The 12,496-nt window shown below is 61.8% G+C and carries 14 protein-coding genes; 7 read left to right on the top strand and 7 right to left on the bottom strand.

Annotation, left to right across the window (positions count from 1 at the left end; all coding sequences use genetic code 11):
* Positions 1–9: 9 nt before the first annotated feature.
* Complete coding sequence (locus tag Y900_RS30090; protein ID WP_036349890.1) at positions 10–189, top strand: hypothetical protein; 180 nt, start codon at positions 10–12, stop codon at positions 187–189.
* A gap of 106 nt (positions 190–295) precedes the next feature.
* On the opposite strand, the gene Y900_RS30085 is transcribed toward Y900_RS30090, so the two are convergent.
* From Y900_RS30085 to Y900_RS32910, 3 genes are read right to left on the bottom strand one after another with little or no spacing between them, the layout of a single operon-like run.
* A complete protein-coding gene (locus tag Y900_RS30085; protein WP_036349887.1) occupies positions 296–739 on the bottom strand; it encodes a hypothetical protein in 444 nt (147 codons plus the stop codon).
* Entirely contained in the window at positions 736–984 is a 249-nt protein-coding gene (locus Y900_RS32915) for a hypothetical protein (RefSeq protein WP_202807805.1), read from the bottom strand. The genes Y900_RS30085 and Y900_RS32915 overlap by 4 nt, the downstream gene beginning before the upstream one ends.
* A gap of 17 nt (positions 985–1,001) precedes the next feature.
* Complete coding sequence (locus Y900_RS32910; protein ID WP_202807804.1) at positions 1,002–1,328, bottom strand: AAA family ATPase; 327 nt, start codon at positions 1,326–1,328, stop codon at positions 1,002–1,004.
* Between the two features lie 235 nt (positions 1,329–1,563).
* Here Y900_RS32910 and Y900_RS31540 point away from each other — a divergent pair, with 235 nt between their 5' ends.
* Positions 1,564–1,968 carry a hypothetical protein gene (locus Y900_RS31540; protein ID WP_202807803.1) on the top strand — a complete coding sequence of 135 codons (405 nt, stop codon included), beginning with the start codon at positions 1,564–1,566 and terminating at the stop codon, positions 1,966–1,968.
* A 779-nt stretch (positions 1,969–2,747) separates the two neighbouring features.
* Here Y900_RS31540 and Y900_RS30075 read toward each other — a convergent pair.
* The 3 genes from Y900_RS30075 to Y900_RS30065 form a co-directional block, all read right to left on the bottom strand.
* Positions 2,748–3,839 carry a restriction endonuclease subunit S domain-containing protein gene (locus tag Y900_RS30075; protein WP_036349924.1) on the bottom strand — a complete coding sequence of 364 codons (1,092 nt, stop codon included), beginning with the start codon at positions 3,837–3,839 and terminating at the stop codon, positions 2,748–2,750.
* A complete protein-coding gene (locus Y900_RS30070) occupies positions 3,836–5,836 on the bottom strand; it encodes a type I restriction-modification system subunit M (protein ID WP_202807802.1) in 2,001 nt (666 codons plus the stop codon). Before Y900_RS30070 ends, Y900_RS30075 begins: the two co-directional genes overlap by 4 nt.
* Positions 5,837–6,143: 307 nt before the next feature.
* Entirely contained in the window at positions 6,144–6,707 is a 564-nt protein-coding gene (locus Y900_RS30065; protein WP_036349935.1) for a recombinase family protein, read from the bottom strand.
* A gap of 292 nt (positions 6,708–6,999) precedes the next feature.
* Between Y900_RS30065 and Y900_RS30060 the strand changes: the two genes are divergently transcribed.
* Positions 7,000–7,218, top strand: a complete 219-nt coding sequence (locus tag Y900_RS30060) for a hypothetical protein (protein ID WP_036349873.1) — start codon at positions 7,000–7,002, stop codon at positions 7,216–7,218.
* Between the two features lie 34 nt (positions 7,219–7,252).
* Here the strand turns inward: Y900_RS30060 and Y900_RS30055 are convergent, their stop codons facing one another.
* Entirely contained in the window at positions 7,253–7,477 is a 225-nt protein-coding gene (locus Y900_RS30055) for a hypothetical protein (RefSeq protein ID WP_036349927.1), read from the bottom strand.
* Positions 7,478–7,618: 141 nt separating this feature from the next.
* On the opposite strand from Y900_RS30055, the gene Y900_RS30050 reads away from it, so the two are divergent.
* From Y900_RS30050 to Y900_RS30690, 4 genes are all read left to right on the top strand, one after another.
* Positions 7,619–8,203, top strand: coding sequence for a hypothetical protein (locus Y900_RS30050; protein WP_036349921.1), 585 nt, complete (start codon positions 7,619–7,621; stop codon positions 8,201–8,203).
* A gap of 194 nt (positions 8,204–8,397) precedes the next feature.
* Positions 8,398–8,973 carry a hypothetical protein gene (locus Y900_RS30045; protein ID WP_131536412.1) on the top strand — a complete coding sequence of 192 codons (576 nt, stop codon included), beginning with the start codon at positions 8,398–8,400 and terminating at the stop codon, positions 8,971–8,973.
* 99 nt (positions 8,974–9,072) lie between these two features.
* A complete protein-coding gene (locus Y900_RS32290; protein ID WP_131536410.1) occupies positions 9,073–11,529 on the top strand; it encodes an EspK C-terminal domain-containing protein in 2,457 nt (818 codons plus the stop codon).
* A 527-nt stretch (positions 11,530–12,056) separates the two neighbouring features.
* Positions 12,057–12,452, top strand: coding sequence for a hypothetical protein (locus tag Y900_RS30690; protein WP_131536408.1), 396 nt, complete (start codon positions 12,057–12,059; stop codon positions 12,450–12,452).
* The last annotated feature ends 44 nt before the right edge of the window (positions 12,453–12,496 follow it).

Raw genomic sequence — 12,496 nt, 5'->3', positions numbered from 1 at the left:
AGTGCACCGATGAGCATCACTATCGCCACTGTTGTTGTCGTTGTCGTTGTCGCAATCATTGTTGCGATCATCGGCTTCTACCTGTTAGCGGCGTTTATCGTGCGCACCACAGGTGAGACCACTGGCATCGCTGATATTGGACGGGCGGCGGCTGCCATCATCGCGGCTGTCCATCGCCCTCGTCAGTGAATGCTAACCACGCAACTCTCGTGCTCAGAGAGTCTACATCCATCAATCTATAAATCCATATACCTGTATGTATGGATTGATGGATGTAGACCTATATGTATGGGTGTCAGGCGCTGAGCTCGGGATATGCGCCGTGGACGGCCGCCAGGAGCAGGGCTTGCACGCTGGTGTCGTACTGGGCGGCGGTCACCTTCAGCGTCTTGTGCAGGTCAGCGGGTAGGTCCACGGTGCTTCGCCGACCGTTTACTCCTTGGAACTGCCGAGACGATTGCGCCAGTGCTGCCGCGTCGGTGAGTCCGTCGGTGGCCGCGAGGCGTACGAGTTCGGTCACTGTGGTGTCGCGGGTTGCTGCGTGCGACTTGAGGCCGAGCCGCATTTGCGCGGGATAGACGACGGTGGTCCGCTGCGGGGGCGCATCGGACCGCGGTGGGTCGGTCGTCGGGGAGACAGGGTGGAAGGTTTCGGCCGCCCGGGCGCTGGGTGCCGTCGACACCGGCCGGCGAATGATCGAAGACCGAACTTGGTCGGCGGTGGTCTGCTTGGCGTTCACTGCGCAACAACCTCCTCGGGCACCATCGCTGCGGTCAATTCCTCGAATACGTCGGCGTAGTCGCCGAGGTAGCGAGGAATGCCACGGCCGAACGCCCGCTCAACGGCGGTACGTGCTCGCACGACGGTGCGCAGGATGGGCGCTTCAGCGTCGGCCAGTGCTAGCGGGATCTCGGTGGCCTCGACTTTCCGGAGATCGACCAGCGTCAGCAGAATGGTGGTGGGTCGGTGTGCGGTGATGTCCAACGTCGGCCATACGCGGTCTATGTCGGCCGATCGCGGTCGGTCGGAATGATCACCAAATCGGCCGCGTCGATCGCGGCGTCGATCGCCGTAGCAGTGCCCGGCGGGGTGTCGATCACGATGAGCTCATCGGGCGTACTGGTGAGTCCTCGGAGGTCGTCTGCTGTGGCGGGAGTGACCGTGAAGGGCAGCGACATGTCCAGTGATGCCGCTCGTTCCGCCCAAGAGGTCGCCGAGCCCTGAGGATCGGCATCTACGACGGCTCGTCTAGCCGCTGCAGCAGCTAGGAACATCGCGGTCGTGGTCTTAGCAACCCCACCCTTGGTGTGCACGAGTGACCAAATCATGGCGCAACCATACACCAATCCATCTATACATACAGGTATATGGATTGATGGATGTTTGTGTCCGTGCGCTCGTGCACCCGTGGCCACTACCGTCTGCGCCCATGAGTGTGTTTGACGCCTGGATTGATGAATCGGGGTCCCACCAGCGCGTTGATCCTGGGACATACATCCTGAGCGCTGTCATCAGCGAGGCCGCGAAAGCTGCGGCGGCGCGGGAGCGATGCGGTCGCTATTGGTGGGTAGAAGGCATCGCAAGCTGCACTGGCGTGATGAGGATCGGGGCCGACAGCTCACGATCGCGGCGACAGTCGCCAAACTGGACGTCGAACACCTAGTCGTGGTGCGGTCACGCCCCGACAGCAGTGATCACCCTGAGCGTCAGCGCCGGCTCTGTATGGAGCGACTATTGCCGGAGTTGGTAGCTCTGGGTGTTGGTCGGGCAGTGGTGGAGTCACGCGGCCCCAAGGATGACCGGCAAGACCACCGGACGCTGGACTATCTGCGCCGGAGGCGAATGCTCGGCGGCCAGCTGCGTCTGGATCATGTTGGCGGGCCTGCCGAGCCGATGCTGTGGATACCCGATGCGTGTTGCGGGGCGGTCACTCAGCTGCGCTGCGGCGATCCGAGCACTACGCCCTGATTGAAACGAAGGTGACCCTGCTCGAAATCGAGCCCTGAATACGCAGAACCCCAGGCCCTGTCTTCCGGCAGGATCTCCTGGGGTCCACTTCTGATGACACCGCAATGCATCAGCTTCACCTGCAACTATAGGCACAACGGGTAGACCATGCAAGCGTGCGCTAGCCCATGCGAACTATGCCTGAATGCCTTGTCCCAGCCACGACCAACCCAGTTGCGACCACGGATTATGAGTCCACGGCTCCGCTGCCCCGGGCACATTCGGATCTAGGGCTTAGAAGGCCCTTGCTCGCGCACGCCGGACCCGCTGATTAAGAGTCAGAGGGTATGAGCGAGGCCTTGGTTCCGCGCCACGACCGATCAACCTGGGACCTGCGGATTAAAAGTCCGTAGGTCCCGCGCGATGCAACTGCAGATCAGAAGGTTAGGAGTGCGTGGGCGCCAATTCCAGCAGCGTCAGTCGGTGGCGCAACTTTGTTTGGCGGCGATAGTGCTTGGCCTAGAGCCGAGCACCAACTTTGTCCAAGATTTCGCTTTCTAGGACGTCTATGGCCTTGCGTTCGAGCGAGTTAGCGGCTGAGAAGTCATTCCAGCATTGGATTGCTGCATCACCTCTCGCTTCATCAACGGGCGGTAGAAGCACCTGATCAAGATCAGGGGGATAGACCGTATCCACTACCGAGCCACAGGCGCATGCCTTCACCTGAGCCTGTACCTGCCACACTGCGAACGATAGGTACAACCAACCAGGATTTACACCGGCCTTCGGCCGTACACGCATCACGTGATTGTTGGCAAGCCAGGACGCCCGATCGCTCGTAATGAGCGCGGGCTGGGCAATTCGTTCCTCGGCGCGCCCTCAGCCCCGAACGCAATCATTCCGTCGGACAACTCATAGACGGAGAAGTCGAACGACCGCGAAGCGATATAGCGCAGGTTGACGGGTTTGGCTTGCAGTAGTTGCCGCCCCGACACGATAGGGCGTCCATAGGCGGACTCGACGTAGTAGCGCTTATAGCGACCGGGGATGAACGTCTCGGCGACATCACCGACCTTCACCCCATCGCTTTGGAACGCGTTTCGTATCGCACGCACCAGCGGATCGTGAAACGCAGCATCCAGGCGAACTCCCAATGAAGAAGCGCGCTGAGTCCAACCCTCTCTCATCGGACGGTCGCGGCTCGGCTGTGGCAACTGCTGAGCGAACTCGGTGACGAGTGCGTCCAACCGCAGTCGGGCGCTCTCGCGAAGCGTTACCGCTTTGCGCATCTTCGACACGATCGAGGTGGTCAACTTACGGTCAAAAAAGGGCACCTCAATGGCAGCAAGATCGTCGGCAGAGAGATGATCGATGACATTGCCGGTCTTGCTCCGGGTTAGCAACGCCTGGCCCGTCGGCGTGCTAAGAAATGTAAGCGCATACAGGCGGTCTGCCTCGTCATCGATGTTCAACCGGAGCATGTCATCGCTCACGACGAAGCGGCTGATGAAGCTGTCGGCATATACCAACGGCCCCAGGTTGCGACCCGAGCATGTCTGCAGGATGGTGCCCGGCTTTGGCGTCAACCGGTCGAGACCGTTGCTGCCCGCCACAGACAACATGTCGGCAGCTTGGGGGAGGTAGTCGAACACATCGTACGGGCGCAGATATGGCAGCGCCTCTTCGCCAGGTGCGGCGTACACACGCTTCGTGCGTGTCGTAGGACTCACACTACCGAGTGCGCCTTCGCCGGCGACTCTGCTAAATCGAGTGCCGGCTGCCTTCAGAAGCACCATGTGCTCGTTCGCCTGAACGCCCGGCGAGCAATGAAATTTGGCATCGAGCCGACCTTGCGCGAACGCCACGCTCGACCGGACAGGAGCCACGATCATTTCTGCTCGCTCAACCAGCGTAGGTAAGCGGTGGCGACTTCCGGGAGTTCATCGTCGACTTGTCGCTCTGTGACGGTGATATCTCGCCGCACCTCTCCACCAGTCTTCTGGTCGATCTCGGTGACGGTCTCGACTCTGCTGATTAGAGCGTCTTCCCCCTCGTCAGTTCGCCGATAAATCACATTGCCGCGCTTGTCGTGGCCGATCTTCTCGGCCACTGCCATAAACAGCGGGTAGTCGAGGCCTGTGATCTCAGCTTCAGCGACTTCTTCGGCGCTGAGCCGTCTCATAAGCACCATCGACGTCTGTGTGTCGTTGCCCGGCTGAAACAGGTCCCGGTGCATGTCAACTACGGCGAGTATTTGGGCGTGCCGTACCAGCCAGTGTCGGACGTAGGCGAGACCTGGATTGTTGAGGATGCCATTCGGGATGACCATCGCCATGCGCCCCGTGCCGGGTTTGAGCAACTGCAGCGCGCGTTCGATAAACAGGATTTCTGGCGGTTGCGACTTCTGCAGCACACTGCTGCCGTGCCGATCCACTCGGATATCCCAGTTGCCGCCCTCGTCTTGATCCCACGTAGCGGCGAGGTCGTACTGAGACAGGGTGTCTTCGTCGTCGACCGGGATCTTGGCGCCGAAAGGGGGATTCGAGACGATTACGTCGATGCTGCCAAGTGGGATCGCCTTGCGCGTGAGGGCATCCCACCGATGTGGATTCTCAAGGGTGTTTCCTTGGAAGAGCCCACCGGACCCGTCGTTGTTCATGACCATATTCATCTTGGCCGCTCGAACCAATGCAGGGTTGAGATCAATGCCGAATACGTTTTGCGATAGATACTCAGTTCTGCGTCGGAAAAGCTCTTCTCGCTCGGAGTCGGTTCCGTTTGCGGGATCGACCCACTGCTCCCGCTCCGATCGCTCGATGAATTCGAGCGCGTGGTTCATTGCGGCGATGAGGAAACCGCCAGTCCCACATGATGGATCCAGGAGGCGTTCTTCCGGCTGCGGGTTAATCATCGAGACAGCCATTCGGCAAGCGTTTCGAGGGGTGAAGAATTCGCCGCGATCGCCGCGAAGGTTGGAACCTACGATCTCTTCGTAGGCCACGCCCTTCACGTCGACCGGTGAGGCCAGCAGCGAGTAACCCTGCAGCTGCGTTACGACGTAGGCGACGACCGTCGGCTTCAAATCGATCTCGGTGTCTTTGACGTCGAAGATGGTGGGGTACTTCTTCACCACTTTCGTGGTGAACAGGTCTTGAATGCGCTTCTTCGCGGCGGTGGCGATCGAGCTGTTTTCCCGCTCGCTTGGAGTGGCATAGAAGCTGATCACCTTTGATCGCTCGTCCTCGATCTTGGTGAAGATCAGTTTGAGCAACTCCCAAAAGGCCTCGGTCTTCTGTTTGCCCTCGTGAGCGGCGATGTAGTTGTGGCAGCGCCGGAAAGCGAAAAGGAGATTGTCAGCTGTTGCCGGCTTCAAGTCTTTGCGCTTGGGACGCTGGGCGTCCTCCTCCGTCTGACCGAGGCCCGGTATGTCGATGATCTCATCGACAGTCCAGCCGCCCTTCCCATCAGGTCGCTTGGCGAAGCAGAGTCGGTCGTCGCCATTCGTCCACATACCGTATTTGGTGTTTAGGCACGCCGACATATACGAAATCAGCTGGTCGACGCCCTCCGTTTTATGCGACGGCTTAATGTCTGCCTTCTTGGTCTCGACCAAGATGTATGCGTTGTTCTGAGTGTGGTCTTGCCCGGGTCCGAATACCGCGATATCGGCGCGCTTTCTGCTGCGGCCCACTCCGATCGGAAACTCCGGCTCACAGTCTTTAGCTGAGTATTTGTACTGTCTGACAAGAGCTTTCTCGATGTTCTGACGAACGTATTCCTCGGGTGTGTCGTTAAGGAGCTTGCCGGTTAGATAATCGGAGACCTTGCCGTCTGGAACCGAGCCGACGGGTACGACAGTTGGCGCGACCGGCATCGGCGGTACCGACACATGACCTCCCTAGATGCGTCGGAGACAGCACGCCCAGCGGCAGGTCTAACTGCGCAGCCAGGGTCGTGCAGGAGCCTACCGCCCGCCCGCGGATTGCCGGACGACCGACCACTCGCGAGCCGCACCGGGTCACTGCACTGCGGGCGAGCGTGGGGAAGCAGCGCCTGGCCAGCTCCATCGCTTCGGCACTCACCGCTGGTGCGCTTCCGCGTGAGCGGTAAGTCGTGATCTCCGCCATCGACGAGGGCTCAGGATTCACATCCAGCTGATCGGATTCGACCGCATCGACTCCTCCAATGCTGAGTTGTCATCGTGCTGACAGGTACCGATATGCCGTTGCCCTGCTCACGCCGAATGCTTGAGCAAGTTCGGACACAGGTTCACCCGTGCCGGCGAGGCGGCGTAGTTGTTCTTGACGCTCTGGGGTCAGCTTGCACGGCTTGGTAGCGGGCATATGGCGGGCACGCCGGGAATCGCGCGAGGCGGCCCGCCGTTCACGGCCGAGCTCGAGCTCGAGCTCGGCCAGCGTCGCCATGATGGCGGCCACGGCACGGCCTGTCGGCGTACCCGTGTCTACGCCTTCCCGCAAGGCGCGCAACACAATTCGCCGGTCAGCAAGACCTGCGATAGTGCGGGTGACTTCCGCAACAGACCGGCCCAGTCGATCGATGGCGGTGACCACCACGGTGTCGCCCTCACGGGCGTATCTCAGCATGGCCGTCAGACCAGGCCGGTCAGTGTTTACAGCACCAGAGAGCTTGTCGGTGAAGATTCGGTCCGCGTCGACGCCGGCTACGGCGAGCGCGCCAAGTTGGGCCTCCAGGTCCTGGCCGGTGGTGCTGACTCGCGCATAGCCGAGGGTCGCCGTCATGCCAACGACTGTCTCATCCTGCACCGACAGCGCAGATCTGAGACACGCGGTGTGAGACAGGAAATGAGACACTGTGACCTGGGGCTACAGGAGGGGGAGTAGCCCCATTTTGGTGTGTCTCATTTCTCTAAAAATGAGACATGCTCGAATGCAGGTAGCTTGTTGCGTACCCCACGGGCGAACGTGTTGTGACCCGACAACACGGCGTGGGGGCGTGAGCTAACCATGCGAGGCAGGCTCCGCATTCCCACGGCGAGGGGATCGCGCGACCCGACTAACTGGAAGCGCCCGCATGAGTCCACTGCAAGCCACTGCTGTCATTGTCATCGCCGCCCTGGCCTTCGGCGCGATGGTCCGCGCGATCGTCGCCATAGGGTTTTACCTGCTGGCGGCGTACATCGTCCAAAAGACCGGTAAGGCATCCGACGTCGCCGCTATCGGTCGAGCGGTCGGCGCGCTGGTTGCTTTCAGGTCCGCACGGCAGACGCCTCCCTGGCGAGCCGAAATCTGATCGGCTCTTCCGACCCACTGGGATGATCTCCGAATCACTTCTCCGCGTGCGTCTTTCGCTGTTTGTACTTCACGAACCCGTCAACGGCTTGTTTCGTCACGCCGAGCTGCGCGGCAATCCACGTCGTACCGCGGCCGCCGTCGATCAGGCGTTGCGCTGCCGTGCGGCGCCGCTCCCGTGCATCCGCGAGTTCATCAGTCAGACGTTCCAGATCGCTATGGGCGCGCACCAGCTCCTCAAGTGCGTCGCTTTCTTCCATGCCGCCCATCTCACCATGAACTCCGGACCCGCCCGAGCGTCTAGCAACGAACCACCACAACGGTCAAGACTATCTTGACAAGCCGGGGAGTGACACCTAGCGTCAAGACTATCTTTACTCGCTCCATTGGGAGGTCTGCCAATGAGCCTTGACGCCGTCTTTGAGGATGCCGCCCGGGCGCACTTCGCCAATCCACCGGCGACCTGGCGCATCCACCCCGGTCCCGGCGGATGGAACATCGTTGATCTTCACGGCGCGGTCCTGGACACGTGCGCCACGTTCGCTCAAGGCGAACAATGCCGCCACAGTGGCCCGGCAGCGCAACGCTGGCATCGCCGCACCGACTGGTACCTGGGCTATGACGACACCAGCGGCAGCCGGCCTCTCACGGCACTGGAACGGCTGATCGTGGCCGACCTCGTCGACGCCGTCACCAGCGCCGATTTCGAAATCCGTCGGGCCACCAGCGTTCGGCCTGCACGCTTCGTCGACCAGGAGGCCAGTGACGATCGCCTGTGGTTGGCGGCCCTGCTTCCTGACGGGCACTACCGAGTCCGCGGAGACTTCGCCACCACCTACCGAGCTGACCAGCTCGATTTCCAGGACGAACAGGCAAGCGCGGAATTCCGAACGTTTCTCTACGAACTCATCACCGGACAAGAGCTGGCGACCGCTGCCAGCCATTCCACCGAAAACAAGGCCCGCGCGGCACTGGATAGTTGCTGATTAACGATGTGAATCTGCCCCGAACGAGAGCCGCCGATTATGTCGGGTTCCGGCAGTAAGATCGGCACCAAAGACATTGCGCCCATTGGCAATACAACGCAACACGTGAACAAATCAGGCAATTTAACGCAACTAGTGAACAATGGATGAGGCAATAGGGGGTAGGTGTGGACGCGCAATCGCGGTCTAACCATATGGGCGACCAGTACACCCACCAGCCTCCCGTGGCCACCTACCCGGGCGGCTCTGGTGCCATGCCCCCGCAGATGCCGCAGTTCTATTCAGCGCTGGCGCCTCGCAAGCGCAGGGGCGGCCTGATCGCGGCATTGATCGGAGGTGCCGCGGTCGCGCTCACTGCGGGCATCGTGGGGGGTCTGATCGGCAATCACATGGCAGGTACTACCACGGCCGCGCCTCCATCTGTTGCCGAACCCCCGGCACCGACAGCCGAGCAGGTGCACGCCGCCACGGTCGACCTCTGCACGCGCTTCGCAGCGGGGTATCACGCAATGCCGTCCCCGCAAAACAGTGATGCAGACGTCATCCCAAGTCTGGCGTACATCACTCAAGCATTAAGCGATAACCCGTTGGCCGACAGCGCAATTCGCGGTGCACTGACAGATAGTCTCAAGCTTGCCCGAGACCAGGCGTCCAAGCTCACAAACGAGCCGCCCCGTGGTGCGATCCAACCAGCCACTACTTGGACCGCCGCGGCAGCCAATGATGCGGATCAGAAGGTGTGGGATCTGTGTAGGGCGTACGGGAGCTGATCCGTGGATTCTGTAGCAGGGGGAGCGAGCGAAGGGGCGGCGGCCGCGCGAGCAGGCACTCATATCGCGCACCAGCTCTACACCAGCGGTGTCAGCGCTATGACCAAAGCCGCGTCGGCAGCTCAAGAAGCAGGCACCGAGCTTGGGGGCGGGGAATTTGGACAGGCGTTGAAGCGGACATGGCGACCTTCCGAAGACACGCGCCGATCGTTCGAGGACATCCATCAGTTCCACACGGACCAAGCCAAGACCCTGGGCGATGCCGTCGAGACCTCTTACGGCCACTACCGCCCCCGGTTCGCCGAGGCGCTAACCGGTGCAGCTGGCGACGCTCTATTGGCGGCTCACGACGCAACCGTCAACACGTGGAGTGATCACCAGGACAAGCACGCCGCGGCGGCAACCGCGGCCTCTCAAGCGTTGGTCCACATCACGGGGTTACAGACCCGCATCGACAACCTCGCCGAAGCCGGGGAGGAAGAATTCAACACCGCCATCCGAAACCGCGATCCGCTCGCCGCAATGGAGGTGTGGACGCGCTACAACGGACACGCTGAAGAATCCACCTCGGAAGCCACGAAGAAGGCCACGAGCGCGATCCAAGCAGCGAATTTCACCATCCCCCTCGACACCCCGAAAGCTCCAGAAGACGGGAACCGCTCGGAAAGCAGTGAGCAGGACAAAAAGTCATCCGATAGAAAAAGAACCGACCCTGATGCGACCCGGGCAACCCACGACGGAACAGACGCTGACGGCGGCAAGAAGGGCAATGAGACCAATCCGTTAAACGCCAATAGGACTGACGGGCCACCAACGCCCGCGGATACGTCTGCGAATGCTGCCAACGCAGGACGCACAGACCCAAACCTCGGCCAGCAGACACCTCCGCCCACGATGCTCAGTCAGTTGCCGCAGGCGATGGGTGGTGCCAGTGCCTCTGGTGGTGGCCAGGGCGGCGGCGCTGGCGGCGGCGGAATGTCGGGCCTGGGTTCGGCCTTCAAACCGCCATCCAGCATGGGGTCGTCCTCGTCGATGCCGACTTCTCCCGCGTCGTCGATGCCGTCGGTGCCTTCCGCGCCGTCTACATCCTCAGCGGCGTCTCCGATGTCGAATCCGGGGTCGAGCTTTCAGTCTGGGTTAGCTTCCGGAATGAGCGCTGCCGGTGGTGGGAGTTCCTTCGCTCCTTCGCCGGTGTCTCAGCAGATGCCGCAGCAAGCATTGGCTGCTCATCAAGTGGCGACGGGTACCCCCGCATTTGGGAGTGGCCCGGCCGCCGGCGTGCCGCTGTCAGCGCCGGGTGGCGATGCGGGTGGCGGGGGCGCGTCGAGTGGTCCGGCAGGCGGTGGAGGGGCTCCGGCGGGTGGCAGTACGCCGATGATGCCGCCAGCTGCCGCGATGGGCGGTGGCGCGCCGTTGGCTCCCTACAGTGCCCCAGGGGCGGGCGCGAGCGGCGGTTCAGCTGGTGGCGGTGCGGCGACCGCGCCTGCGACTACGTCCGGGCAGTCAGCCAGTGCGGGGTCTGGCATGGCCGCGCCGGGTCCTCTGGTGGCTGGTGGGGCGGGGTCCACGGTGTCGGCACCGGGGGTCGCCGCAATGGGGGCCGAGGTCAATCCCGATCTGTTGCTGGCTCAGCGGGTGCTCGCCGGGCTGATCCGGGGCTGCGAGCGCTATCCGACCTGGGTGCGCTGGGCGGTCTCGGTGTTGAAGATGCCGATGGGGTCGCAGGTCGTCATTGCCTCCAATATTGGTGACGGTGGATATGTACCACCTGGTGTGTTCATTCCCGCGACGGCGCGGTTGGCGGTTGCGGATCCGGTGCTTCCTTTTGGGTGGGGGCAGCGCTGGATGGGGGGTCAGCATCCGGCGAAGGCGTTGGTTGACCATTTCGAGCATGTGAGGAAAAGGGTTGCGGGCGTGTCGTTGTCGGCCCTGGTGACCAATGAGATATGGGCAGAGACACCAGTCGGGGTGGACGACTTCCTGGCCGTTAATCATGTTGATGCGATGAATATGCTCGCGCAGGCTCCCGTCCTTGACGGTGGTCACCAGCATCGTCTAACTGCCCTCGATCCCGTTCTTGCTCAACGTCTTTCGTCCCTCGTTGAGGCAGGGTATGCACCCGCCTGGGTATCGGGACAGCTCACCGTGGCGGTGATTGGGGCTGCACAACAGCAAGAAGAGATCGCCGGGTGCAAACTGGTGACCGACGACGAATTGAATGTGTTGGCGTCGGTCAACCGTGGTAGCGCCAACGACATGACCTGGAAGCTCTACGACCAGCTGGCCGATAAGCGGCACGACCAGGCGTTGATGTACCCGGAAACACACGGGGTCGAGGATGTCGATGGGTCCGATGTGAATAAGGCGATAGCGACGCTGTATCAACGCTATTACCAAGCCGCCAGGATCGTGGAGATGGTGCGGTGGTGGAAATACGATCCGCCGCCCGTGATGGAGATCGCCTACTGCGGGATTCAGGCAGGGTTTGGTTCGGTGGTGGCGGCGGTCGTCAGCACATTGGAAATGAATGCCCGGCGGCAGGGGGGCGCAGCATGAGCGACGAGAGGGAGAGCCGGGCAGCCGGATTGTTTGGCCCCGAGGGGCCTTTGGCCGCATTGGCGTCACTGGTTACCGCTCTGGATACGCCTTCCCGACCATCGCGACCCGCTGGACCTGCGCTGCCGGATCTGCCTTGGTACACCCATCCGTGGGATGGTGCTGCTGCGGGCAGTCCTGACGGTATTCGGTATCGCCGCGAGCGCAGCGCGGGTAAAGCCGGATTACACGATGAGTTGATGCGGCTGATACAGCTGGAATTCGCGTTGACCGAAGCGCGGGAAGGCCGGTTGGGCCCGGATTGGCGGAAGCAGGGGTTGGCGTCGGCGTTGGCGGCTGTAGCTGACGGCCGACCGGGCCAAAGTGTTTGGGTGTGGCAGAAAATCTCTGACCAAAGCCCAGATGTGTGGGAGCCGAGGGATTTCGCAGAGTATGTGGCCGCTCATTTCACGGATTCGCCGTTGACCAACATGGCTTTTCAGTTGTGGCGAGTACCGCTCGACCGATGGCATGTCCTCTTACTGGCAGTGAAATCGACTCGGGAACGGGTTGATCCGGCGTCGGTGTCGCGGTGGGCCGGATTCGACTTGGTCCATGCCTGGCGGGTGGGTGATCAGGCGGACTGGGATGCGGTTCTGGATCGACACGAAGGGCCGTGGCCGGACACCCTTGCGGGCTATGACGGAACGTGGAGCCAGAGCCTGCGTGCACACCAGCTGCTCACCGAGCTCGACGGTATCGAACTGTCCTATGAGATCGGTCTGGCGTCTGGTGGGGTGTCAATCGACTGGCGGGACAACCACATTCGGCGCGTACAGCGGTGGCGGATGGCCGGTATGAAGGAGGCAGCCCTCGCCCAGCTGGATCGGTTGTCCCCGGACACTGTCCTGTACCGGCTGCCCAAAAACTGGCTCGCCTCTTAGAAGCTCGTGGCGTGGGGTGGCTTGCCGGGGAGCGGGCCCGCCGA

The sequence above is a fragment of the Mycolicibacterium aromaticivorans JS19b1 = JCM 16368 genome, from assembly GCF_000559085.1.
Lineage (GTDB): Bacteria > Actinomycetota > Actinomycetes > Mycobacteriales > Mycobacteriaceae > Mycobacterium > Mycobacterium aromaticivorans.
This window is presented reverse-complemented; position numbering and strand designations above follow the sequence as displayed.